We start from the raw sequence: 24,963 nt of genomic DNA on the forward strand, positions 1-24,963 counted from the left end.
CAACAAAGGAAATGCAATGTACTGGATTGTCACCAAATACTTAATCACGGCCGCGATCGTGGTATTTATTTCTGAGGTAGCCAAACGCAGCGACAAAGCGGGCGCGCTTATCGCCGCTCTTCCCACCGTGACCATCCTCGCGCTGATTTGGATGTACCTTGAAGGACAAGGCAACGAAAAGCTGACGAATCACGCTTACTACACATTTTGGTATGTGCTCCCTACGCTTCCCATGTTTCTGATTTTTCCGTATCTCATGGAACGATTTAGCTTTTGGATTTCCTTATTCTTTTGCGCACTGATTTCCGTCAGTTCTTTTGCCTGCGTCGCTTTCATTGTCAAACACTTTGGCATCAAGCTGACTTAATGCTCTTTTGTAACTGACGAAAATAATCGCTGGTGAACTCGATAAAGGTGCGAAGGCGTTTAGGTTGATAGCGATCACGATGATACAGCGCAGAGAACGCCACACTTGGAACATGCCAATCCTCAAACACCTCTCTCAGCAAGCCTTGCTCTAGTTCTTGCATACAGTAAAGCGTGGGGACACGAATGATGCCGTTTCCTGCCAAAGCCCCTTTCAACATCACTCGACCATTTTTGCAGCGCAATTTCCCACGCACCTGACAATCTGATGTTTGCTTAGTGTGTCGATGTTGGAAGGTCCAACGCGTCACCGAGCCCGTTAAACAAGCGTGTTGATCCAGTTCTTTGGGATGGTCAGGTCGTCCGTGCATCGCTAAGTAGCTGGGGCTGGCATAAGTGCCCATTTCCACATCAATCAGCTTGCGGGCGACAAAACCAGAATCTTCCAGTTTGCCCATGCGAAACGCGATATCAAATTCATCCTCGATCAGGTCAACACGATGGCTGCTAAAATCCAAATCCACTCGCACTTGCGGATATTGCTGCATAAACTGACCAACCACCTCCGCAATCACCTCTTCCCCTAAGTAACCCCCCACACAGTTAATTCGGATTTCACCCCGAACGGCTTCAATATCATCCACCGCTGCCAACACCGCTTGATCGATGCTATGCAGAGCCATCTCACACTGAGCAAACAGTGCTTTGCCCGCATCCGTTAGTTTGAGCGTGCGCGTGGTTCTGATCAACAACGTCACCCCCATTTGCTTCTCCAGTTGGCTAATTTGGCGAGACACATGCGAGCGCGATACTCCCAGTGCTTCTGCAGCTTTGGTGAAATTACCAAGTTGTGCGATCAGTACGAAGGAGCGGATATCCGCTAGGTTGATCTGTGTTTGCATCGGCGGTTTCTCTTTTCTTTTGATGTTTTATTGTTGCCATATAACAACAGAGTTTCAACTAGGTCGATATATATCAACAAAAATTCTTTTCATAAACTACGCATCAACAAGTCAAAACGACTTTTAAAGAGGATCACAAAATGAAAAAGTTAGTCGTTATTACAGGTGCAAGCTCTGGTATTGGTGAAGCCATCGCGCGTCGTTTCAGTGAAGAAGGTCATCCGCTGCTGCTCTTGGCACGTCGCGTCGAGCGCCTAGAGGCGCTTAATTTGCCAAACACACTTTGTGCTCAAGTGGACGTGACCGACAAAAGCACCTTTGACGCTGCGATTGCTCGTGCAGAAGAAATCTATGGCCCTGCAGACGTATTAGTAAACAACGCCGGTGTGATGTTACTTGGCCAGATTGACACGCAAGAAGCCAATGAATGGCAACGTATGTTTGATGTTAATGTCCTTGGTTTGCTGAACGGTATGCAAGCGGTGTTAGCACCAATGAAAGCACGCAACAGCGGTACCATTATTAATATCAGCTCGATTGCAGGTAAGAAAACCTTCCCAGATCACGCGGCATACTGTGGCACCAAATTCGCTGTGCATGCCATTTCTGAAAATGTGCGTGAGGAAGTGGCGGCCTCTAACGTGCGTGTCACGACCATCGCACCGGGTGCGGTCGAAACCGAATTGCTTTCACACACCACATCGCAACAAATCAAAGACGGCTACGATGCGTGGAAAGTGGATATGGGTGGCGTGTTGGCTGCAGACGATGTCGCAAGAGCCGTGCTGTTTGCCTACCAGCAACCTCAAAACGTCTGTATTCGTGAAATCGCTCTAGCACCGACCAAGCAACAGCCATAACTGCTCATGCTTATCGCACCACAAAGGCCTGCAACTACGCAGGCCTTTGCCACAATTGCACATTCTGATCCCATCGCTGCGCAATAAAATCAATAAACTGACGCACCACCGGAGTTTGATAACTGCGAGAGAGATAAACAGCCCACAAGGAAGACGAAGGCAAAGTATAGCGGTTCAATAGTGCGACAAGCTTACCCTGTTGCAAAAGCGGATTGGCCAAATCACATGGCAGACGGATCACCCCTTTCCCTGCCAACGCCGCACCTAATAAGGTACTGAGGTCATTTGCCCGTATATTGCCTTTTACCGACACTTCAGAGATTTGATTATCGGCAACGAATCGCCATAAGTGGGTACTCAAATGAACTAAGCAGTTGTGGTTGGCTAAATCTTCCGGTTCGACAATGGGCTCATGTTCATCCAAATACCCTTGGGTCGCACACACGACCGCATCGATATCCATCAGTTTTCTCGCAATTAACGTCTCATCGGGTTGATCGGTATAACGCAAGGCGACGTCTACGCGCTCATCCACCAATTGCGAAAAGCGATCGGAGGCAAGAATATCCACCGTCACTAAGGGATGCAGCCCAGTAAAGGCAGACACCGCATCAATAAGATGGTGCTGAGAGAAACCTATCGGGGCGGAAATGCGAATCGACCCCGTTAGCGAATCTCGGCTTTGAACCGCGTCCAACTCCAAAGCTGCCGCTTCATCTAAAATGCGCTGGCATCGAATAAAGGCTTGTTCGCCAGCGTGCGTCAGGCTGACTTTTCGAGTCGTGCGATGCAGCAAACGCTGTTGAAGCCAGCTTTCCACTTCTTGAACATGCCGAGTCACCTGAAGCCGGCTTAGCGATAAGGTTTCCGCCGCTTGGGTAAAACTTCGGCAATTGGCGACTTCAATAAAACTTTTGATGGCGTCGAGTCTGTCCATGAGCATCTCAATTAGATCGATTTATTGAAACAATCTATATCATTTCTTCGTATTTATCCCGATATATCTCATGAGTAGACTCTCTCCATAACGAAACCTCGTAGAACCGGAGAAGAGAAATGAAAATAGCAATATTAGGCGCAACAGGTTGGATCGGCAGTACCCTTGTCAACGAAGCACGCGAACGCGGTCATGATGTGATTGCTATCGCTCGCAATCCCAATGCCATTGAACGCGATGATGTAGAGAAACGTCCATTTGATGTTCGCCAGCCACACAACCTGGCGCAAACATTCCAAGATGCAGATTACGTTATTGCCGCCATTGGTGGCCGAGCGAATGGCGATCACAGCATCGTGGCTGAAACCGCTCAATTGTTACTGACGCAATTGGCCGACGTCGGTGTTAAGCGCTTGCTTTGGGTTGGCGGAGCGGGTTCGCTAGAAGTAGCACCGGGTGTCAAACTCGTTACCGTGCCAGAGTTCCCTGAGGAATACAAAGCGGAAGCGCTGGCTCAATCTGACGCCCTGGATCGGTTCCGTTCAACCTCCAGCCCCCTTACGTGGACATTTATCAGCCCAGCGGCAGAAATTTTTCCAGCAGAGAAACGTCATCAATACCGTGTCGGGGGCGATCAACTGCTCAGCGATGACGACGGTAAGAGCCAAATTTCCGTGGCAGATTACGCAGCGGCCTTGCTCGATGTATTAGAAACGAACCAGTACCTTAATCAACGCATTGGCGTAGCGTACTAAACTCACCGCCTGTTACCCCTTCAATTGACTAGGCACACCTGAGCGTCTTAAGCGTTCAGGTGTGCGCCTCATTCTTCTTTGTCCTTTGTCCTTTGTCCTTTGTCCTTTGTCCTTTGTCCTTCAAGATCATGACAAAGTCATACAAAACGACGACATTGATTTTGTGCCCATTCTGATAACCTCCTGCTGTCAATCTCCTTGGTGGTCATTTATATTTGAAAAGGTGAAGTGAGTCGTATAACTTCTCGTTTCATATCAGTACTTCTGATGACGTACTCAATATAACAACAAAACAAAGCATAGAATGACACCATGGTAGAAGACCAGAAGTTGATCATTGTTGAAGATGACATCAAGCTCCAACAGATGTTAAGTGACTATTTTATGTCACAAGGATTTTCAGTGATCACCGTTGATAATGGCACGGATGCGCCTGAAATGATCCTCAACGAAAAGCCTGCACTCGTCCTGCTTGACCTGATGTTACCTGGTCAAGATGGGTTGAGCGTGTGTCGGCAAATTCGCGACGCCTATAATGGTAAAATCCTGATGTTAACCGCCAGCGATGACGATTTCGATCACGTTGCAGCGTTGGAAATTGGCGCGGATGACTTTGTCAATAAACCCATTAAACCACGCGTATTGCTGGCTCGGGTGAGGATGCTACTGAGACGACCAGATGTAGCCGTTAACCAAGACGCCAACAACTGCCGATACGGTACGTTGAAACTCAATCGTATTCGTCGAGAGTGTCAACTGGCCGATCAAACCATCAATTTAACCGATGGGGAGTTTGATTTGCTCTGGCTGCTGGCAACATCAGCCGAGCAAGTGCTCTCGCGGGAATCTTTGACCAAGGCTTTGCGAGGCATTGAATACGATGGCGTGGATCGCACCATTGACAATCGTGTGGTCACGTTGAGGAAAAAACTCAACGATACCACCACACCACCAAAGAAAATTCTCACGGTTCGAGGCAAGGGCTATATGTTTATGCCAGACACATGGAATGAATAAACACCGAAAATGAAGCGCATTTATCTGGAAGCCTTTTTTGGCCTGATTCTTTTGTTTTTTGCCACATTGTGGGGCTACGAGGTGATCGTCTATCAGTTAAATACCGACTACGATCGTGTACTGACAGAATTCGAGATCAATGCGTTTCATGATCTGCTAACGCCACTGTATCAGGAAAAAGGCCAAGCCTATTTCACCGAAGCGATGGAAAATTACGCCGAAGCCACGCGTTCTATTTTAACCATCTACGAGCAAAAGCAGCTGCCAAAAGAGATTGCTGCTGTTTTTGTCGATCCTGCAATGCTGGTTTATCTGGATGATGATTTTGATGTTTGGATGCGCTTTTCAGCTAACTCGACCATCTATCACTTAAAAGAAGATCTGCAATCACCGTTAAGGCAAGCCATCGATTTTAGCGGTAATTTAGTTTGGGTTTTCTTCATTATCGGCTTTGCTATCTATTGCGTCATTTTGATTTGGTTTCTAAGTCGTCGAGTTCGTGAGTTAGAACGCGTGACATTGGCCTTTGCATCGGGTGATTTGTCCGCGCGAGCCCGCACCACCGCGCGGTATTCCGTCGGATCCTTGAACAAAAGCTTCAACCTCATGGCGGATAAGATCGCCAATCTGATCACCAGCAACAAGGTTTTGACTAACGCTGTGGCTCATGAGCTGCGCACTCCAATTTTTCGTCTGCAATGGCAAGCCGATTTACTTGCCGACTCGCCGCTCACCGAGATGCAACAAAAATCGGTTTCCAGCATGGTGGAAGACATTGATGAAATGGAAGCCATGGTAGAAGAGATGCTCTACTACGCCAAAATGGAAAGACCCGAAGCTCAGTTGCACACACAAGCGATTTCTCTCCTACCTTGGTGTGAAACCCTCGTGAGAAAGTGGCAGAGCGAAACTTATCATCCCATCCATTTGCAGATCGACAGCTGTTGTGATCAAGCCAATGTTGATCCTCACCTTGTGAAAAGAGCGCTCGACAATTTGGTGCGTAACGCGATGCGCTACACGCAAACACAAGTTCGCATTCAAGTGACACACACAGCCGAGCAGTTGGAGTTTCAAGTGCACGATGATGGCAAAGGCGTCGCTGAACAAGATTGGCCTTACCTGTTCGATGCCTTTTACAGCGCCGACAAATCGCGTAACAAATCCACCAGCGGTTATGGATTGGGTTTGGCGATCGTCAAACAGATTTGTCAGATTCACAACGGCAGTGCGCAAGTTGCGCATAGCCCGCTGGGCGGGGCCTGCTTCATTATTCGTTTTTCCCTCTAACACAGAATGATGCCCTCGGCATCATTCAGCTTACCAATCTTACAAAGCGCGACAATTCATTACACGTGCGTGACTGATTTTCATAATAAAACGCTGTACATTTCAATTTAGTCATTGATAGAAGTGATAACAAGGGCAGCTTTACGTTGTGATTCTTACGTTACTGGTGCCGAAACGCGCAGTTGACCAGCTTAATCTTTCCCAACGCCTCTATTGTCACTTCTTTTCACATTTGCTTGACGAGTGTTGAATTAGCTTAGCGGCCGCTAGCGACTCATTGGCCGCAACCAGCTTTGAGCTTCCCATTAATAACAAGTAGTAGGGTTATATTTTGAAACCAGGAAAAACAGGTATTCGTCGTATTGTCGACGCAACGGGCTATTCAATGAAAGGCTTGAAAGCCGCATGGATTAACGAGGCTGCTTTTCGTCAGGAAATTCTTCTGACCGCTGCGCTAACCATCACCGCGTTCTTCCTTCCAGTGACGACCATTGAACGAATTCTCATGGTTTCTAGCTTACTGTTGGTGGTCATTGTTGAGTTGATCAACTCTGCGGTGGAAGCCGTCGTAGACCGCATTAGTGACGATTGGCATGAACTGAGTGGCCGAGCGAAAGACATTGGCTCTGCAGCTGTCTTCGTTGCCTTAGCACTGGCGCTGTTTGTTTGGGCGAGTGTATTGCTGTGACCACAATGAATCGAATCAAATCCCTGTTTAATCGTGAATGCTCATACACCACATTCACTTTGGTGCTGGCGATCTATTTCGCCACCATCGTTAATTTGCCGATTTACAAAGAGCTGTTCAGCATCATTAGCCACCTCGACTCTGTCAAGGTGGGTTTTGTTATTTCAGTACCAATCTTTTTCCTTGCGGCATTGAACTTCTTGTTCAACTTATTCAGTTGGCCTTGGCTAAGTAAGCCTTTCTTTGCGGTGCTGCTTCTTCTCTCTGCGATGGTCAGCTATGCCGGCTACAACTACGGCACTTTGTTTGACTACGGCATGATTGCCAACATCATGGAAACAGACAGCAGCGAAGCAGGATCATACCTCAGCGCGTATTCTGTCATCTGGACCTTGTTGATGGGCGTAGTTCCTGCCCTGTTGGTGTGCAAACTGAATTTGTGTCTGTCAGGCTCTACGCTGCACATGGTGGCGAAGAAAGCTGCGAGTATGCTCGCCTCCTTGGCCGTGATCGCGGTGATTGCAGGCCTTTATTACCAAGATTACGCATCTATTGGGCGAAACAATACCCATCTGAAAAAGATGATCATCCCGACTCAGTATGTGTACAGTGCCACTAAGTATGTTCGCGATACCTACTTTTCCACGCCACAGCCCTACCGCCAATTGGGCCTTGATGCCAAACAGTCAGAACTGGCTCTAAAGCAGGCGGAGCAAAAGCCGACCTTGTTGGTCTTTGTCGTCGGTGAAACGGCACGTTCGCAAAACTACCAAGCGAACGGTTATGCCCGTCCTACAAACCAATACACCAACGAATTGGGCATGATCTCGTTTCAAGATGTCAGCTCATGTGGCACCGCAACCGCAGTCTCTGTACCTTGCATGTTCTCTAACATGACACGCTCAAACTTTGATCGCCCAACGGCAGATAATCAAGACAATGCGCTGGACATCTTAAACCGTGCTGGTGTGTCACTTCTGTGGAAAGAAAATGATGGTGGCGACAAGGATGTAGCAAAAAACATTCGCCTAGTGACCATTGACCGCTCTCGTAAAGATGCACTTTGTAATGGCAGCACCTGTTTCGACATGGCGTTGCTGGAAAATTTTGAGCAAGACGTTGAGAGCTTGAATGGCAACCGTGTGATAGCGCTTCATCTGATTGGTAGCCATGGACCAACCTATTTCCAACGTTACCCGAAAGACAAAGCGGCCTTTATGCCCGATTGCCCACGCGCAGACATTGAAAACTGCTCGGTAGAACAGATCGTCAACACTTACGACAACACCATCCTCTATTCTGATTATGTATTGAGCCAAACTATCAATAAGCTCAAAGCACTTGAGGAGCGTTACAACACGGCGCTGATTTACGTTTCTGACCACGGGGAATCTCTGGGTGAGAATGGTTTGTTTCTGCATGGCATGCCATACAGCTTAGCCCCTGAGTACCAAACAAAAGTCCCACTGATGCTTTGGATGTCACCGGGTTTTGCCCAGACAAAACAGATCAATGCTGACTGCCTTGAGCAGCAAGCCAAGCAAACCGATACCTACTCGCATGATTACATTTTCCATTCACTGCTCGGCGTGATGGATGTGAGTACCAGTGAGTACGATGCCACCCTTGATCTCTTTAAGCAGTGCCGCGCGCAATAAGGAAACATCAATGCGTAAGATTAATTTAGGTCCCTTACAGCCGATTGCTGCCTTTGCAGCCGTTGCACTTGGTCTTGTAACACTCTCGCGATTCCTACTCGCTTTGTGGCAATTTGATCGCATTACCGCCGCTGATGGATGGAGCGATTTACTGTTTCAAGGTTTGCGCGTGGATATTGCCACCTTGTGTTGGCTATTTATCCTCCCTTGCCTCTTAGCTGCCATCCTGCCTGTCGACGGTATGGTCGGCAAAATTTGGCGCGCCGTGTTACGCGTATGGCTTGTGGCTGGTCTTTGGATCATGGTTTATATGGAACTGGCTACGCCACCATTTATCATGGAGTACGATCTACGACCAAACCGATTGTTTGTTGAGTACCTGATCTATCCAAAAGAAGTGTTCAGCATGCTTTGGCAAGGCTATAAGATTGAACTATTTATCGGTCTTGTAGGGTCCATCGCTACGCTTTGGTTAGGTTGGATTTTCAGTGGCAAAGTCACTGAAAATGTTCGTCAAATCAAATGGCAATGGCGCCCTGTGTTAGCCACTGCGGTTGTGCTATTGGGCGTGTTGGGTGCACGTTCATCTCTGGGACACCGCCCGCTGAATCCAGCGATGGTGGCATTTTCCAGCGATCCGTTGGTTAACGATCTGGTACTCAACTCCTCGTACTCGGTCTTTTTTGCCATCAACAACATGAAATCTGAACGCAGCGCGGACAAGTTTTATGGCCAAATGAGCCAAGACAAGATCATCGAGCTGGTGAAAGCCTCATCGGCCAAGCACGATTTTGTCCAAGGCTCACTGCCAACCCTCAACGTGAATAACGCCACTTATCAAGGCAAGCCCAAAAACCTAGTGATTTTGCTGCAGGAAAGTTTAGGCGCTCGTTTTGTCGGTGGCTTAGGCGGTTTACCGCTAACACCCAATCTAGACAAACTGTTGGAAGAAGGCTGGAACTTCACTCAAATGTACGCCACCGGTACACGTTCTGTTCGTGGTATTGAGGCCATCACCACGGGTTTCCCACCATCGCCATCACGTGCCGTCGTGAAACTCAGCAAGAGCCAAACGGGTTTCTTTACCATCGCGGACTTGCTGAAAAAACAAGGCTATCACACCCAGTTTATTTACGGTGGTGAAGCGCACTTTGACAACATGAAGAGCTTTTTCCTTGGCAACGGCTTCGAGCAAATTGTCGATGAGCCACAATACCAAAATCCGGAGTTCACCGGTTCTTGGGGTGTGAGTGACGAAGACTTGTACAACAAAGCGGATGAAGAATTTACCCGTCTTAACAAAGAGGGAAAACCGTTTTTCAGCCTCGTCTTTACCTCCAGCAATCACAGCCCATTTGAGTATCCAGCGGGCAAAATTGAGCCGTATGAGAGTGAGTTCAACACGCGCAACAATACCGTCAAATACTCTGATTACGCACTAGGAACTTTCTTCGACAAAGCCAAGCAGTCCGACTACTGGGAAAATACCATTTTCATCGTCATTGCAGACCATGATGCCCGAGTGTTTGGTTCGCAACTGGTGCCTGTCGATCGCTTCCATATTCCGGCAGTGATTTTGGGCAAAGGTATTGAACCACGAAAAGATGATCGCCTAGCGAACAACATCGATATGCCTCCAACGCTGCTGTCGCTGATCGGCATTGATGCAACATCGCCAATGATCGGCCGCGACTTAACCAAGCCTTTGGCTCGCAAAGATGAACGCGCAATGATGCAGTTTGACAAAAACTACGGTTATTTAACGCGTGACAGCTTGGTGGTGTTCTCTCCAGGTGAAAAAGTGTCGTCCTATCACTACAACTTTGAAGACAAAAGCTTAACACCAAAAGAGGTCAGCCAAGAGTCGCTCGATAAAGCCAAAGCCAATGCGCTATTTGGTTCGATGGCGTACAAATACAATTGGTACAAATCGGATTATTAACCGAGAACATGCTAGGGGCCTGAAACGGCCCCTTTGTTTTATCGCGTTTTTATTTGGCTTACGCGCTTCTCGTTCATCTCAGATTAATCTAGTCTATGGATACTCAACGCTTCATTTCACTGGGTTTAGGAACACATATGCGAACTCTCGGAAATATTATTTGGTTTTTGTTTGGCGGCGTTTTTATGGGGCTTGCTTGGTGGTTTTTTGGCATTTTGGCCTTTATCAGTATCATCGGGATCCCGTGGGGAAGAGCGTGTTTCGTCATCGGTAATTTCTCCTTCTTTCCTTTTGGTTCAGAGGCAGTCTATCGCGACGAACTGACCAATAAACGCGATATTGGTACAGGACCACTAGGGCTTATTGGCAACGTAATTTGGTTCTTGGTCGCAGGCGTGTGGCTGGCAATTGGTCATATTCTCTCTGCTGTGGCGTGTTTTATCACCATCATTGGTATTCCATTCGCGCTGCAACATCTCAAACTGGCGGTGATCTCACTGGCGCCTATTGGCCAAACCATCGTACCGGTCGAAGTGGCAGAAGCAGCCCGATACCACAACCGCTCTCGTTAACGGACGTCAGCACCACCGTTAGTGTGACACTGATTACAAAAACGCCACTTGTTCAAGGTGGCGTTTTTTCGTCCAGCGGCACAATTCGTGATCCTCACCCTGCTCTGTAGGACAAAAGATTCAATTGTCCGTGATAGCGATCTCTCATCCTCCCCCCTCCTCCCTCTAACACGTCTTATAAGGCTGATTCAGTTGGTGAATTGTTCATCAATAATTGAGCGAAAAGTCTAATAAGGAAATCAACGTGAAACAGGTACTGACTACACTCTCACTGGCTGTTACTGCCGCTTTGCTTGCCGGTTGTAATGCTTCATCTAAAATCGACACGCCTCCTACCGCCAATGCCTATCGCTGCGATGCGGTTGCCATGAACAAAGCCGACGATTTACGCATTTATCAAGTCATGGTGGAAAGTTTCGTTAATGGCAACGATCAAATTGGTCACGGTACTGGCTATGGTACCAGCCATCATAAAGGCGATATCCAAGGGATTATTGATTCGCTCGATTACATTCAATCTTTGGGTATGAATGGCATTTGGCTGACACCGATTTTTAATTCCAAGCCTAAAGCGGGGCAAGACCATTGGGCTGATCGCCTTGATGCCACGGGCTACTTTGCCACTAATTACTTCGAGGTTGATCCACGCTTTGGCACAATGGACGACGCCAAACGTTTAGTCGAAGAAGCGCATGCCCGCGGGTTGTACGTGTTCTTTGATGGCGTATTTGGTCATCACAAAGGCGATGTGGCGGCTTCCCCCACAGGCAAGCTGCCTGAAGGAAGCAACAACCCGGTCGACTATCCAGAGAGTCTCGCCTTCTATCAAGAAGTGGCCGAATTTTGGATTAAAGAGTTGAAGATTGATGGTTGGCGTTTAGACCAAGCCTACCAAGTGCCAAAAGAAGCTTGGGTGGAGATTCGCAAAACCGTGGATAACGCTTCAAAAGCCGTGACGTACACCAACAGCAAAGGGGAAACCGTCAATCCGCTTGGATACATGGTGGCGGAAATCTGGGCTGGAGAAAACCGCATCATTGAAACAGGCTATGGCAGCAATGAAAATCCGGCCCTTTGCTCCGCGTTTGATTTTCCGGTCCGCTACCGTTTGGTTGAGACTTTTGGTGTGAATGAAGCGGGTGTTGGCGGAAAATCAGGGGAATGGCTAGCAGAAGGCATGAACTTGCATGCACTCTACCCTGAACACGCCAAACCCAATTTGATGATTGGCAACCATGATTTGGTGCGCTTTGGTGATCTCCTACAACGTGGCAACATCGCTCAGCCACAAGACGAAGAGTATTGGCTACGGCACAAAGCGGTGTTTGCCTTCCAAGCGGCCTATACTGGCCCCATTACACTGTATTATGGCGACGAAATTGGCGATCAAGTTGAAAACTTTGCTGCCAAAGTAGAGCAAGATTGCGCAGTGAAAGGGTTATGTGACGATCACGTGGCGCGCTCAAGTGGCAAAGTGGAAGGCGTGACTGCCACATTGAATGCCAATGAGCAAGATCTCAAACACTATATTCAACAGTTGATGAATTTGAGAAATCAGCACCCTGCGTTATCACAGGGTAAGCGCGTCAATGTACTGGCCGACAACAAAACCTACATCGACCATAAGAGTACCGATAGCGAAGCGATCCTATATGTGGCCAACATCAGCAAGCACCTGCAATATCTGCAGCTTGATGCGGTTAAAGCAGGCTCTGAAGGGCACTTGACCGACCTTATTAACGACGAAGAGATCAAACTGATCGACGGGCAATATTTGATTCCTTTAGCGCCATTGGAAGCACGCTTCCTCAGCATTGAGCAACCCTCTAAAGCAGGACCACAAATCGCCAAAATGGCGCTCGCCAGCGGTATTGGCGAAGGCTTTATGGCGCAATGTGATAACCCGACCGTCGATGAAAAAGGCCCGATGCGCAAGAAGCTTTACGTGGTCGGCGATTTCAGTGACTCCAGTTGGCAGCATAAAGATCATCGCCAATTTGAATACAAAGGCGACGGCATTTACCAAGTGGTCACCAACGAAAAACCGGGCAGCTATCGCATGCAGTACGCTGCGAAGACTTGGACACCCCAATTCACCGCGAAAGGTCTCAGTTTGAAGCTAGGGCAAGAAAACCCACTCATCAAAGGGGGCTATGGGAAAGACACTGCCGTTACCATCATGGACGAGGGTCGCTACGTTTGGAGCTTACAGTTCGACGAACAAGGCACACCACTCAACGTGATGGCGTCAAAATGTGCTGAGTAACGCCAACTCAGTGACATAAAGCTGGGTGTCTCCACCCTGCTAGTTTGGGATGCTCTCACGAGCATCCCTTTTTTCTTTTCGCCACTCTATCGACGCGACTCAAACACCACAAAACACCCGCATAGATTGCCGTTACCTACCACCATACCGTGATAAGTTTCAAATATATTCATGAAAGCAATAGGATTGTAATAAAAAATTGAGAGATTCGTTAACTTTCTATCTTTGATGAAAATTTATCCTTAATTGATTTTTATATCATTAAACAGAAGGTTATATGCTAAATAGAATAATTACCCTAAGTACACTGGCTCTGCTCTCCGCCAATCCAGCTTCCGCACAGCTACTCAATGGCGATTTTGAAACATGGAGCGGCAATAGCCCACAAGGCTGGAGCACCATTGATTCTGGTATCGCCGTTTCTTCCGCCACAACCCCACTAAAAACCGGTAAGCTTGCCGCCGCAATTGCCGTCAATACCGGGACACAAGGCAACACTGACTTCTTGCAGATGGTCAACGTGGAACAGGGCAAAACCTATCAGTTCTCGGTGTCGGTGTACCATACCGAAGGCAAAGTCATGGCGCGATTGATTGCCGATGGCTACCAAGGTTACTCCAATAACGGGCTCACTAATCAATGGCAAGAGCTGACGTTTTCCTACACCGCCACCAGCACAAAATCCATTCCTGTAGGCCTACGCTTTTATGACGTTTCCGGTTTTGATGGCTCAGAAGTGGTGTATATCGACAACTTCCAACCAACGGAATCGGCAACCACACCGACCGAACCGGAAAGCTGCTCCGCAACCACGGCAACCTTGTCACTGACAACAGACCAATACGCGTCTGAGACAAGTTGGTTGCTGAAAAACAGCAGCGGTACCACACTCTTCTCGGGCTCTGGGTATGAGAACTCCACCACTTATAACCAAGAAATGTGCTTAAGCGATGGCCAATACACTTTTGAAATTCTAGACAGCTACGGCGATGGCATTTGCTGTGGGGTCGGTAATGGCTCTTATAGCCTTGTTGCCAATGGCAACACACTGGCTTCTGGTGGCGAATTTACCCAATCGCAACTCACGTCGTTCACCATCGGTGACTCTGGCACCACAACGCCCACTGAGCCCCCCGTCTTAGGCGACTACTACAAAGCGGCCGAAGGTAAGAGTGGCTTTGCGCTAAAAACCGCGCTCTACAACATCATCACTAACCACAATAGCCAAGGATACAGTGCGATTTGGGAACTGGCGAAAGTGGCCGATCTCGATCTTTACTACGAAAATGATGGTTCCATTTTGGATATGTATTCGGAAAAAGCCAGCGGCGCAGACAGTGTTCATTTTACCAAAGGCACCAACCAGTGCGGTCAATACAGCAAAGAAGGAGATTGTTACAACCGTGAACACTCTTTCCCGAAAAGTTGGTTTGGTGGCACAGTGGAACCAATGAACTCAGATGGACACCATATTTTTGCGACAGACGGCTATGTGAATGCAAAACGCAGCAACTGGCCATTCGGTGAGGTTGGCAGCGCAACGTACGTTTCCAGCAATGGTTCCAAACTGGGCTCGGCGAAATCTGACTTAGGCTATGCGGGCACCGTCTTCGAACCAGTAGATGAGTTTAAAGGTGATTTTGCTCGTGCTTACTTCTACATGGCCACCCGTTACGAAAACGCCATTGCGAATTGGGAAGGCAACACCACGAACGCTAACGATGTACTCAATGGCACCAGCACCACGGTCTTTGAACCTTGGATGCTCAACATGCTGAAACGTTGGCATAACGCTGACCCCGTTAGCCAAAAAGAGAGGGATCGCAACCAAGCGGTGTACGAGTTCCAAGGTAACCGCAACCCGTTTATCGATCATCCTGAGTTTGTCACAGCAATTTGGGGCAACTAAGTTACTTCCCCCTAATTGTATTAAAAAGCGCCCAACATCAAAGTTGGGCGCTTCTTGTTTTATCCCACTCTTTCTTAAATATTAGCGATAACGATTGAGGATCGCTTGATGCAGCGTAACGCCTTCCTCATTGGTTTGCTGTTTCAATATATCGATGCCTTTTTGCAATTGATCGACCAGCTTCTTGGGCACGTTTTTATTGAAGGCAAAATAGAGCTCACCCTCTTTTAAGATATAAACGGTTTTAAAGAGTTTGGGGTCTAAACCCGCTTGTGAGGTGAACCAAAGTGCCGCACTCTCATCATAAGCAAGCAAATCAATGCGCTTTTTCATTAACTGCTCAGCCAATTGCGTTACGTAGTTGGCTTCTTGCATCGCCTCACGCGGTACTCCCAGATCTAGCAACATCTGCTCACCCACATCATCACGTATCACACCTATTCGATAGTTCGCCATGTCGATGGGATCGTTGATGACGATATCGGAATCCACTCTCGCCATGACCACCGCTTTGATGTCTGAAATTGGCCCCGCCCATTGGAAGAGGTGTTCTCTATGTTCAGTGCGTGTGGTTGAGAACAGCGCCGCGTCGTCGTGGGTCAAGGTTGCGCGATAAGAACGCGGCCATGGCTGAATCACAATTTGTTCGTCTTTGATATTGGTTCCTACAATGCTTGCGGCTTGGCGCAAAACATCAACCGAGTAACCTCTGGGCATCTTGTTTTCAAGATAATTGGCTGGTGGATAGGATTCCGAGAAAAATGTGAGTTGCTGTAATGAGGTGACCGGTGGTGTTGCTGCACTGACGGAAAAGGTGAATGCAAGTAGTCCGCAAAGTGCCAAGCCGCTTTTTTGAAAGCCATTCATGATCGCTCCGTCAATCGTTTGGTCCTGTTAAAAAGCTAGTCAAAGATCACATGACCGTCTAGGGCCAAATCATCACAAACGCCATTTTTACTGGACAAATTTTTGGACAGAGCAAAAAGTCAGGTGCTTGAAATCAGGTTATTTCTCACCAAACCCTTACGCACGCTACTGCATAACTTACCAAAACGTCGAATTTCATCAAAATGGGGGATCACACCACGGTTCATTGCATGTTCCCAATAGCTCAGTTCACCATCCACCATCTCAAGCAGTTTTTTCGGGCAGCCTACACACTCCCCTTTCGGACCACAGACAAACGTCTCTGATTCGTACAATGGCAATTCTTTTTTCACCGCGTCAATGATATTGCGCATCGCGGTTTGTCTATCCGGTTTTTTAGTCATCGGTCGCACGCTTGCAAAAAAGAGCCAGAGTATAGCGTCAGATGAAAAAATCTGCACAGATTGTCATACGGATCACGTATAACGAAAACGATTAATAAATTCGATGACGTCTCAAGAATGTGATTAGATATTCAACTCGTCCCATCCTAAACTTTGTTTATTTTATAAATTACAGTTGGCTAAAGATGGAATCTTATCTAAGTAAAAAAGTCGTGCCACCAAAAGAAAGCGGGGGCAATAACGACGCTCGAGAGAACAAAAACAATTTTGCCGCCCTCCCTCTAGGCTTTCTTGAAGAGCTCGCACAGTCAAACTCATTGGAAGACATATTACTGTGCACGTCATACTGGATTAGAGAAATCTTTCAAGCGGATAGATCAAGTATTGCGCTGAGAGAAAATGATGCTTATCTCAAGCTTTATGCCCTCGATGGTAATGACGTTTTACCAAAAGACTGTTTGATTCCCATACAAAGCAGTTTTGTTGGCCAAGTGTTTTCCCAACAAAAAACTGCGATTAGCCCAGATAACCGAAAAAGCAACATGATTGACTGTCAATGGCTTGTGGATGGTGGTCTGCTTTGCTGCATGGATACCCCTCTAAAATACAAAGAAGAATGCTATGGCACTTTAAACGTAGCTCACAAACAAGTGGATAGCTACAGCGAAATTGATGCGAAAATCCTAGAAACCATAGCCAAATGGGTAGCCGCTCAAATCTATAAACACAAACAAATCAACAAGATGATTGAACTCGCGCACCTTGACCCACTCACTGGCGCGCTCAATCGGCGTGCGTTTGTTGAAGCGACTTACTTTATCAATGACAAACCAAGGCAATACGACCACAAAACGGCACTACTGATGCTCGATCTCGACAAGTTCAAAGCGATCAACGATGCGTATGGACACCCCGTCGGTGACAAGGTTCTGATTGAAATTGCTCAAATTCTTAAAAACAGCGTACGATCTGATGATTTGGTGGCAAGATTGGGTGGCGAAGAGTTTGCTATCTTGCTACGCCACGTCAACGCAGATGAAGCCCTAAGGCTTGCAGAATTGCTTCGAGCGATGGTAGAACAAACCGTGGTTGAACATCAGAATCAAGCTATTCACTGTACCATCAGCATTGGTATCGCTCTTCCATTGCCGACCGATCAAGGTTTTGAAGAGTTAATGCAACGCGCCGACAACGCCTTGTATGTGGCCAAACGAAAAGGACGCAATCAAATCATTCTGTCAGGTATGAGTGAGACTTAACAGACTCATTCTTCACCTTTTTGGGCTTCCTCACGACCAAATACACCGCCACCGCAGCCAATAGAAAACCCACCATGGCTTTTGTATCAAACGACTCGCCAAACATCAGCCAAGCTTGCAACGCGGTGACGGGAGGAACGAGATAAAAAACCGATGCCACACTCGAAGAGGCGCCATTTTTCACCATATAGAGCAACAGCAGAATAGCTGCACACGACAACACCACCACGAGCCAAAGCAGTGTCAGAACAAAGGTTGTAGTCCATTGCACTTGCATGGTTTCAAACTGCCACGCAAAAGGCAGAAACAGGCATGCCGCGGCGAAATACTGCACCATAGCACCACCCACCATATCCACCCCATGGCAAAAACGTTTTTGGTACAAGGTGCCTAATGTGATCCCCACCAGCGCCATTAGGCACAGCGTAATCGCAAGCGTTTTGTGTGCTTCGGTTTGCCAATCCATCTTGCCAGAAAGCACCAAGCTGATACCTAGCAATCCCAGCGCTAAACCCAACCACTGCGAAAACCGAAAGCGCTCTTGAACCGTGACCACCAAAATCAGGGCGGTTAAAATCGGTTGAATCCCCACCAATAAGGAACTCAATCCGGCAGGCATCCCCAATGAAATGGCCCAATAGGTTCCACCGAGATACAACCCATGAATACTCAGCCCCACAACACATGAGTGCCAGAAGGCTGCCCCTGTCGGCACTCGGCGGCGTAGCAACACAATCAGCAACAAAAACAGCGCGATGTTTGCCAACATCCGGATCGCCAGCAAGGTTGCGGGTTCGGCGTATTGCAGGCCCAATCTGGCACCAACAAAACCTGAAGCCCAGAGCAGTACAAACAAAAAAGGGATCAAACGGAGCAGCATGGAAATTCCTTGTGGCTATTATTATCAACTTGCTGTTACTGTAATTGGGTACAGAAATGAAAATAAGTGACAGTTTGAAGGGAATTTATGGGTACAGATGAGCGTGATATCACACACAACAAGTACTTAGTGGTCGAGCAATATGTGCGCTCGGCCATCCAATCTGGCCTGTTCCAACACGATGAAAGACTGCCTTCGATTCGTCGTCTCCAACAGGAGCTGTCAGTCAGTAAAAACACCGTGATTCGTGCCTATCAAGAGCTGGAAGCACAAGGTTGGGTCTATTCTGTTGAACGCTCGGGTTATCGAGTGAAACCCGCTTTGATCTCTCCTGAGCGCACTCATACCAAACCCACCAAGGTCGATCTGCTTTCTGTCTGTAAAGAATTTCTCACCTATCCGCACGAAAAAGAGCAACTGCCAACGGGGTCTGCGCACCCCAACATCGATGCCCCTGCCATCAAAAGTTTGTATGCGGAAATTGGGCGTCATAGCCGACGACAAAGTCAGCTTCCTAGCCACTACCAGTTGCCTCCGGGCGATACCCTTTTAGTAAAACAGCTGGCCAAAATCACCGCCGATCTTGGTGTCCCTGTCCAACTTTCCGAGATCATCACAACCCACGGCGCGCAACAAGCCATCAGTCTGGCACTGCGAGCCACGACGGTGACTGGTGATATAGTCGCTGTTGAATCTCCTTGTTATTTTGGCAACCTCCTTCTACTCGAATCCCTAGGGTTGAATGTGTTGGAGATCCCCAGTTGTCCTAAAACGGGGATGGAAGTTGACGCACTCGCCAAAGCAATGGAAGAGTGGCCGATCAAAGCGATTTTAGTCACACCAAATTTTACTAACCCCACCGGCGCCACCATGACGCTGGAAAAGCGTCTGGCCCTTTTACAAGTCAGCCATGATGTACCGATCATTGAAGACGACGTATTTGGCGCATTGAGTTTTGAAGAGCCCTTGCCGACCCTAAAATCACTCGACAAAGCCAATCGCGTCATTTACGTCAACTCGCTCTCCAAAACTTTAGATTCGCGTTTGCGCATTGGCTGGCTGTTAGCCGGTCGCTACCAGGCTCAGATTGAAAAGCTTTTGCTGTGTGACAATATGGGCAGTTTGAACCTGATGCAAAGTGCGATCGCGTCGTTTCTCACCACGGGCAAATACCGAGCTCACACCGCCAGAATGCGTCGACAATACCAGTGTCAAAGTAAGCGCTTCCACGCCATGCTTAGCAAGGCATTAAATCAGATTCCCGCGCTGGAAAATCGCTATCAATTGCATCTCAATCAAGGGTCGTTTTTGCTGTGGTTAATCCTGCCTGAAGGGGTGGATAGCCATGCGTTGTATCTCGATTGTCGCAAAGAAAAAATTAGCCTACTACCGGGGACGGTATTTGGCACACACAACCAATATCAACATTGCGTGCGTTTTTGTGTGGCGAACTTTAGTCATGATAGAGATTGGACGCTTCCCATCTCTCAATTAGCTAAATTAATCCGCCATCACAGCCGCAAAGCAGCAACATAGAAATGCAAACACAATTTGATGATTACCGTTGTTAAGCTGTTATTTTTATGAGCCTTTCCTTGAACATATGAAATTCATTGTCTAGCTTTAAAATCAAAGAATCTTTTTAGTGCAAGGAACGGCAATGAAAAAAAGAACAATGCTTTTGTTGGGTTTTGTCGCGGTATTCAGCATTGGGTGTGACAACAACACAACAACACAACAAGAAATATTACCGATTGCGAATGCAGGGCATCCAATATCCAGCGGGCGTGGAACAACCGTCGTACTCAACGGCAGTCAATCCCACGACCCAGACGAAAAATCATTGACTTATCAATGGACAATTATCGAAAAACCGTCAGGTAGCCTTTCAACATTAATTGACAACACATCCCCTTTTCCCAGTTTATATCTCGATAAAGTGGGCATTTATAAAGCTCAGCTCATCGTCAGCAATGGCGAGAAAGAGAGCCAGCCTTCCATTGTCACCATTTCAGATGCAGACACTCCTCCCGTTGCCAATGCAGGGAAAGACATAAAACTATCGGATCTTGGTTTTGTCGTTCTGGACGGAACTGGCAGTTTCGACTCAGATGGAGACAAGCTCGAATACCGCTGGACTTTGGTAAAGAAACCTCAAGGCAGCAGTGCCAGTATTCTCCAACCAACAAGTGCGACACCCACACTAAACTACGACTCTTCTGGCGAATATATCGCAGAGCTCGTTGTGAGTGATGGAGTGTATCAAAGTACACCAGATAGAGTGGTTTTGACGGATAGCAACATTGCCCCCATAGCCAAACCAAAGGCCGCTGCTTTTATGACCCTTGGACAAGCGGTCGCTTTAAGTGGATCTGAGTCGTTTGATGCGGATGGTGATACTTTAAGTTACCAATGGCATATGGTCGCAAGACCAAACGGCAGCCAGGCAAACTTACTTGATGCGACCACGCCACAAACGTCGATCACTCCCGATGTGGCAGGCGATTACATCGTAGCGTTAGTCGTAAAAGATGGGAACAACGCCAGTAGCCCAGCCACCGTGACCATTCATGCTGCTTCCAGTTTAAATCAGGCTCCCATTGCGGTAACAGGCCACGATAGGCAGATAACCACTTCACAGGAAGTGCATCTCGATGGCAGCGCCTCCCACGATCCGGAAGGTAATAGCCTGACTTATCGCTGGTCACTGGTACATAAACCTTCTGGCAGTCTGGCGCAGCTCAGTGAGCCGTTCAGCGTCCATCCGTTTTTTACTCCGGATATCCCCGGCAGTTATGTGGCGCAGTTAATCGTGAACGATGGTACGCGAGACAGCCTTCCGACTAGCGTTCTCCTGTCTGATAGCAACCTTCCACCTGTCGCCCATGCCGGCGGCGATCTCAAAGGCACCCCAGGGCAAACCGTTCAGCTTGATGGCAGCTCTTCCACCGACGGTAATGGTGATCCTCTCAGTTATCGCTGGCATATTGTGAGCCAGCCTTCAGGAAGTCAGGCAGTATTAGCCAATAGCACAGCGGCACAACCATCATTCACTCTTGATGTACAAGGTCATTACGTTGTTCAACTCGTGGTCAATGACGGCTATGCGGACAGTGCACCAGATACTGTGGTGATAACCGATGTAAACCTAGCGCCGATAGCGGATGCGGGTAGCGACCAAAAAATCAGTAAAGGCAGTACGGTTAACTTAAGTGGCAGCCGCTCCACCGATCCCGAAGGCCAGCCACTGAGCTATCGCTGGAAACTATTGAGCCAACCTGCTGGCAGCGCGGCGCTGCTCAGTGCGACCGATACCATAACCACTGACTTTGTGGCCGATGTCGGTGGCGATTACATAGTCCAACTGGTGGTGAATGATGGTGAACTCGACAGTACACCCGCGACCGTCATAGTGCGTGATTTTGACAAAAATACTTTGCCAGTGGCCTCTGCAGGTGCCGATCTGGCCGCCGAAGCGGGGCAGAGTATATTGCTCGATGGCAGCGCCTCCTACGATGCCGACGGCGACAACCTGAGCTATCAGTGGGCCTTGCTGACCCGACCAACTGGCAGTGCCGCCCAGTTAACTGATGCCGTCAGTGCCAATCCGACCCTTAAAACCGATGTGGTGGGTGATTACGTGGTGCAACTGGTGGTGAGTGACGGTAAGGGCAACAGCTTGCCGGATACCGTACTCATTCATGATGTTGCCAAAAATGTCGCCCCGGTTGCCGATGCCGGCAATGACAGGCAGGTTGATTTGGGAAGTGTAGTGACTCTTAACGGCCAGGCGTCCTTTGATGCCAATGGCGACTCCCTGAGTTACCGCTGGGCGCTCATCAGCAAGCCCGCAGCCAGTGCGGCTTCGCTGAGCAGTACCAATCAAGCCAGCAGCCAGTTTACCCTGGATATCGCCGGCAGCTATGTAGCTCAACTTATTGTTAACGATGGCAAGCTCGATAGCAGTCCGGTCACTGTCTCCATCAGCAACAAGCCCAGTTCGGGTATTGGTGCCAACCCTGTCCCCAGTGGTCATACGTTGATTTTAAGCAGTTCTCTTGGCGGGGATGAGCAGGTCGGTGGACTCTATTCCATCAGCGAGAAGAACCTCAATGAAATACACCCACTGATGAGCCTGAAGGGCAAACCCGGGGTACAAACAACTGACTATTTGGGTCTGGTGTTCAGCCCTGAGCGGGGCAAGTTCTTCTTTATGCTGCCGAATGAGGGGTTGTACGGCGGCGCGACAGTAATGAGTTTTGACCCGGCAACCAAAGCGGTGGAGGTGTTACGCCACATTGAATATGAAGTCGTCAATAGTAACCGCGTTTATGGGTTTGCCAGCCGCTTGCTCATTCATCCATCAGGTAAGGCGCTGTTTGGATTGGCAAAATATGGCAGTTTGCTAAATGCCGGTCGAGTATTTTACCTGAACATAGATCCAGCAAGCCCCGACTATCTTACATTTACCTGGATCGCCGACCTTGGTACCCCAGACGTGCTGGGTGATACCTTCGGCCGCGGCCCGCTAGCACATATGCAGTGGAATGGTGACAATCGCATTTTTATCGCCAACCAAAGTAAAGTAAACGCGACCAAGACCAATGTTTTTGAGCTTACGCCTTCCAATTCAGCGGATTTAAGTCAACCCTGGGTTCCCAGCCCCTTCCTTAACTCACGGTATATCAATTCATTTATTTACAGCTACAGTGGCAACTACATCAGTGCTTCTGGGGACTCCTTTGTCAGTGCAAATAACTTTGACGGTAAAACTATTTTTGATGTGAGTACCCGTGAAGGTGGTGGCTCTGGTACCGTCAATTTTGACTGCAGAAGAAGCCTCGGGGTATTCAGTTGGCTTGGAAGAAACCGCTACTCAGTCTGCAGAGGAGACTCTTCACGCACACCTTTGCTGACGGAAGTCAACACAGTCAATGGTGGGTCAAGTGACGTGCGGCGTTTTTCTGGCTGGGGAGGCGCAATCGCCACCGGATTTGCACCATCCTCCACTGGTGGCGCACTGTATATCGCGAATGGCGATGATGCGGCATCCGCATTTGCCGATGGGGTGCGCAGCAGCGGCTCAAATGTGATTGCAGGCTTTACAATAAAACCTTCGCAGATCCGCAGTGTAGGTGGTCTCAACTATGCGGACAGCGCCTTTATCGTTGGCGGCGCAGACAGAGGCTATATCTTCGTCGGAGATCCCGGTATCGCCGATTTCCCCAACGACAGCATCAACGACCGGTATGTCTCTATCTTAAGCTATGATGGCGGTGCGACCCGCAATGGCGCTATTGTCACCAAGGACCGTTTGGATGACAGCGTAACCGTGACCAGCCTGGGATATGCGGCAGGCGCCTACCCGATTGGCAAACCCTTAGTACATTCCAGTGGCAATATTATCAGTAGCGTTTGGTTCGCGCCGGGATTTGAAGGCTGGGGGGCAACGTTCAGTTACGATCCAACCAATGCTCTGATCAAGTACGGCACCGGCAACCAATCTGTCCGTCCGGGCATTGCACTGAAAGAAGATTCGCAAGGTCAGCTGATAGGCCTTGGAACCGACACGAACGATGCGTTCCGACAGGTGCTCTACAGCATAGACCCGGATACCCTCACCTATTCTGCCATCGCCAGCTTTGACAGTACCGGTCAGGCTGAGGCGACCACTGAAGTGGCTGTGAAAGACTCTCAGGCATGGGTTATCTCGGACAGTAATCTCTACTGCTTTGATTTGCTAACAAAGGCGCGCGCCAACACTGGCTCCTTTACCAGCAACGGCGCCCATTCTCCTGTCAGGGCCTTGACCTACTCTGCTGCGAGCAGCCTTTGGTATTTGCCTACGGCGGCGAGCGGCGTGAGTGGGCAGGGAACCATTCAGCAGATCACCGATGATTGCTCTGCCCCCATCAGAACCGATGCCGTTACTGGGCTTGTAGACATACCTTCCACGGCTCTGCTTGCCGCCTCTGACGGCAAGCTGTACTACGGCACTGAGAATGGCAAACTGATGCAGTTTGACCCTATGCTCAATCAGGTGCAGCAGTTCGCTGCATTAGGGGTAGGCAAGGTGGTAGGTTATCTTACCGAAGACAGCAATGGCGACATTCTGGGCATACTGCGACTGGATGGCAGTGACGTGCTGTTTGCAGCACCTCTGGCGGGTGGCACGGTTACTTCCAAAGCGCTACCAAGTTCCTCACCAGTAGATGCCTATTACCCTGGAGTCGTCGAACTCAAATGATGACCTTAATAGCCAGCCCAGTTTAATCTGGGCTGCTTCTTTCCCCTGTAAACGCTAAGTACATTTCCCTTTACGACACTGCCGTTAACCGTACGAAAGGGAGATTCGTCATTCACAATTCATCATGACATAATGCCCCATTCT

Annotated in this window: 19 protein-coding genes; 14 read left to right on the top strand and 5 right to left on the bottom strand. The window is 48.5% G+C overall.

What is annotated here, in order from left to right; translation table 11 throughout:
* Positions 1–16 precede the first annotated feature (16 nt).
* A complete protein-coding gene (locus AOT11_RS16575) occupies positions 17–367 on the top strand; it encodes a DUF3147 family protein (protein ID WP_017421877.1) in 351 nt (116 codons plus the stop codon).
* Here the strand turns inward: AOT11_RS16575 and AOT11_RS16580 are convergent.
* Positions 354–1,268, bottom strand: a complete 915-nt coding sequence (locus AOT11_RS16580; RefSeq protein ID WP_017421876.1) for a LysR family transcriptional regulator — start codon at positions 1,266–1,268, stop codon at positions 354–356. The two genes, AOT11_RS16575 and AOT11_RS16580, sit on opposite strands and share 14 nt — an antisense overlap.
* Before the next feature lie 140 nt (positions 1,269–1,408).
* On the opposite strand from AOT11_RS16580, the gene AOT11_RS16585 reads away from it, so the two are divergent.
* Positions 1,409–2,128 carry an SDR family oxidoreductase gene (locus AOT11_RS16585; protein ID WP_017421875.1) on the top strand — a complete coding sequence of 240 codons (720 nt, stop codon included), beginning with the start codon at positions 1,409–1,411 and terminating at the stop codon, positions 2,126–2,128.
* Positions 2,129–2,162: 34 nt separating this feature from the next.
* On the opposite strand, the gene AOT11_RS16590 is transcribed toward AOT11_RS16585, so the two are convergent.
* Positions 2,163–3,065 (bottom strand): LysR family transcriptional regulator, encoded by a 903-nt coding sequence (locus tag AOT11_RS16590; RefSeq protein ID WP_017421874.1) that lies wholly within the window; start codon positions 3,063–3,065, stop codon positions 2,163–2,165.
* A 119-nt stretch (positions 3,066–3,184) separates the two neighbouring features.
* Here AOT11_RS16590 and AOT11_RS16595 point away from each other — a divergent pair, with 119 nt between their 5' ends.
* From AOT11_RS16595 to AOT11_RS16635, 9 genes are all read left to right on the top strand, one after another.
* Positions 3,185–3,820, top strand: a complete 636-nt coding sequence (locus AOT11_RS16595) for an NAD(P)-dependent oxidoreductase (protein ID WP_017421873.1) — start codon at positions 3,185–3,187, stop codon at positions 3,818–3,820.
* 312 nt (positions 3,821–4,132) lie between these two features.
* The gene (locus AOT11_RS16600) at positions 4,133–4,837 is read left to right on the top strand and encodes a response regulator (protein WP_017421871.1); all 705 of its coding nucleotides are present in this window, start codon (positions 4,133–4,135) and stop codon (positions 4,835–4,837) included.
* Between the two features lie 9 nt (positions 4,838–4,846).
* Complete coding sequence (locus AOT11_RS16605) at positions 4,847–6,127, top strand: ATP-binding protein (protein ID WP_017421870.1); 1,281 nt, start codon at positions 4,847–4,849, stop codon at positions 6,125–6,127.
* A gap of 331 nt (positions 6,128–6,458) precedes the next feature.
* The gene (locus AOT11_RS16610) at positions 6,459–6,815 is read left to right on the top strand and encodes a diacylglycerol kinase (RefSeq protein ID WP_011082289.1); all 357 of its coding nucleotides are present in this window, start codon (positions 6,459–6,461) and stop codon (positions 6,813–6,815) included.
* 5 nt (positions 6,816–6,820) lie between these two features.
* A complete protein-coding gene (locus AOT11_RS16615; RefSeq protein WP_026050572.1) occupies positions 6,821–8,473 on the top strand; it encodes a phosphoethanolamine transferase in 1,653 nt (550 codons plus the stop codon).
* A 10-nt stretch (positions 8,474–8,483) separates the two neighbouring features.
* Positions 8,484–10,415 carry an LTA synthase family protein gene (locus AOT11_RS16620; protein ID WP_026050573.1) on the top strand — a complete coding sequence of 644 codons (1,932 nt, stop codon included), beginning with the start codon at positions 8,484–8,486 and terminating at the stop codon, positions 10,413–10,415.
* Between the two features lie 137 nt (positions 10,416–10,552).
* The gene (locus AOT11_RS16625; RefSeq protein ID WP_011151663.1) at positions 10,553–10,987 is read left to right on the top strand and encodes a YccF domain-containing protein; all 435 of its coding nucleotides are present in this window, start codon (positions 10,553–10,555) and stop codon (positions 10,985–10,987) included.
* 214 nt (positions 10,988–11,201) lie between these two features.
* Positions 11,202–13,253, top strand: coding sequence for an alpha-amylase family glycosyl hydrolase (locus AOT11_RS16630; protein ID WP_017421867.1), 2,052 nt, complete (start codon positions 11,202–11,204; stop codon positions 13,251–13,253).
* A 277-nt stretch (positions 13,254–13,530) separates the two neighbouring features.
* The gene (locus tag AOT11_RS16635; protein WP_017421866.1) at positions 13,531–15,162 is read left to right on the top strand and encodes an endonuclease; all 1,632 of its coding nucleotides are present in this window, start codon (positions 13,531–13,533) and stop codon (positions 15,160–15,162) included.
* 81 nt (positions 15,163–15,243) lie between these two features.
* Here the strand turns inward: AOT11_RS16635 and AOT11_RS16640 are convergent, their stop codons facing one another.
* Positions 15,244–16,029 (bottom strand): substrate-binding periplasmic protein, encoded by a 786-nt coding sequence (locus AOT11_RS16640; RefSeq protein ID WP_017421865.1) that lies wholly within the window; start codon positions 16,027–16,029, stop codon positions 15,244–15,246.
* A gap of 119 nt (positions 16,030–16,148) precedes the next feature.
* Complete coding sequence (locus AOT11_RS16645) at positions 16,149–16,433, bottom strand: hypothetical protein (protein WP_017421864.1); 285 nt, start codon at positions 16,431–16,433, stop codon at positions 16,149–16,151.
* Positions 16,434–16,618: 185 nt separating this feature from the next.
* On the opposite strand from AOT11_RS16645, the gene AOT11_RS16650 reads away from it, so the two are divergent.
* Entirely contained in the window at positions 16,619–17,692 is a 1,074-nt protein-coding gene (locus tag AOT11_RS16650) for a sensor domain-containing diguanylate cyclase (RefSeq protein WP_017421863.1), read from the top strand.
* Here AOT11_RS16650 and AOT11_RS16655 read toward each other — a convergent pair.
* Complete coding sequence (locus AOT11_RS16655) at positions 17,664–18,572, bottom strand: DMT family transporter (protein WP_017421862.1); 909 nt, start codon at positions 18,570–18,572, stop codon at positions 17,664–17,666. The two genes, AOT11_RS16650 and AOT11_RS16655, sit on opposite strands and share 29 nt — an antisense overlap.
* Before the next feature lie 87 nt (positions 18,573–18,659).
* Between AOT11_RS16655 and AOT11_RS16660 the strand changes: the two genes are divergently transcribed.
* Entirely contained in the window at positions 18,660–20,108 is a 1,449-nt protein-coding gene (locus tag AOT11_RS16660; RefSeq protein WP_017421861.1) for an aminotransferase-like domain-containing protein, read from the top strand.
* 124 nt (positions 20,109–20,232) lie between these two features.
* Positions 20,233–24,819 (top strand): PKD domain-containing protein, encoded by a 4,587-nt coding sequence (locus AOT11_RS16665; RefSeq protein WP_017421860.1) that lies wholly within the window; start codon positions 20,233–20,235, stop codon positions 24,817–24,819.
* The last annotated feature ends 144 nt before the right edge of the window (positions 24,820–24,963 follow it).

The sequence above is a fragment of the Vibrio vulnificus NBRC 15645 = ATCC 27562 genome, from assembly GCF_002224265.1.
Classification (GTDB): Bacteria; Pseudomonadota; Gammaproteobacteria; order Enterobacterales; family Vibrionaceae; genus Vibrio; species Vibrio vulnificus.

What these genes read in the sequence shown, in the direction of transcription:
- AOT11_RS16575 (WP_017421877.1), top strand. Translation starts at nt 17, where the DNA reads ATGTACTGGATTGTCACCAAATACTTAATCACGGCCGCGATCGTGGTA.
- AOT11_RS16580 (WP_017421876.1), bottom strand. Translation starts at nt 1,268, where the DNA reads ATGCAAACACAGATCAACCTAGCGGATATCCGCTCCTTCGTACTGATC.
- AOT11_RS16585 (WP_017421875.1), top strand. Translation starts at nt 1,409, where the DNA reads ATGAAAAAGTTAGTCGTTATTACAGGTGCAAGCTCTGGTATTGGTGAA.
- AOT11_RS16590 (WP_017421874.1), bottom strand. Translation starts at nt 3,065, where the DNA reads ATGGACAGACTCGACGCCATCAAAAGTTTTATTGAAGTCGCCAATTGC.
- AOT11_RS16595 (WP_017421873.1), top strand. Translation starts at nt 3,185, where the DNA reads ATGAAAATAGCAATATTAGGCGCAACAGGTTGGATCGGCAGTACCCTT.
- AOT11_RS16600 (WP_017421871.1), top strand. Translation starts at nt 4,133, where the DNA reads ATGGTAGAAGACCAGAAGTTGATCATTGTTGAAGATGACATCAAGCTC.
- AOT11_RS16605 (WP_017421870.1), top strand. Translation starts at nt 4,847, where the DNA reads ATGAAGCGCATTTATCTGGAAGCCTTTTTTGGCCTGATTCTTTTGTTT.
- AOT11_RS16615 (WP_026050572.1), top strand. Translation starts at nt 6,821, where the DNA reads ATGAATCGAATCAAATCCCTGTTTAATCGTGAATGCTCATACACCACA.
- AOT11_RS16620 (WP_026050573.1), top strand. Translation starts at nt 8,484, where the DNA reads ATGCGTAAGATTAATTTAGGTCCCTTACAGCCGATTGCTGCCTTTGCA.
- AOT11_RS16625 (WP_011151663.1), top strand. Translation starts at nt 10,553, where the DNA reads ATGCGAACTCTCGGAAATATTATTTGGTTTTTGTTTGGCGGCGTTTTT.
- AOT11_RS16635 (WP_017421866.1), top strand. Translation starts at nt 13,531, where the DNA reads ATGCTAAATAGAATAATTACCCTAAGTACACTGGCTCTGCTCTCCGCC.
- AOT11_RS16640 (WP_017421865.1), bottom strand. Translation starts at nt 16,029, where the DNA reads ATGAATGGCTTTCAAAAAAGCGGCTTGGCACTTTGCGGACTACTTGCA.
- AOT11_RS16645 (WP_017421864.1), bottom strand. Translation starts at nt 16,433, where the DNA reads ATGACTAAAAAACCGGATAGACAAACCGCGATGCGCAATATCATTGAC.
- AOT11_RS16650 (WP_017421863.1), top strand. Translation starts at nt 16,619, where the DNA reads ATGGAATCTTATCTAAGTAAAAAAGTCGTGCCACCAAAAGAAAGCGGG.
- AOT11_RS16655 (WP_017421862.1), bottom strand. Translation starts at nt 18,572, where the DNA reads ATGCTGCTCCGTTTGATCCCTTTTTTGTTTGTACTGCTCTGGGCTTCA.
- AOT11_RS16660 (WP_017421861.1), top strand. Translation starts at nt 18,660, where the DNA reads ATGGGTACAGATGAGCGTGATATCACACACAACAAGTACTTAGTGGTC.
- AOT11_RS16665 (WP_017421860.1), top strand. Translation starts at nt 20,233, where the DNA reads ATGAAAAAAAGAACAATGCTTTTGTTGGGTTTTGTCGCGGTATTCAGC.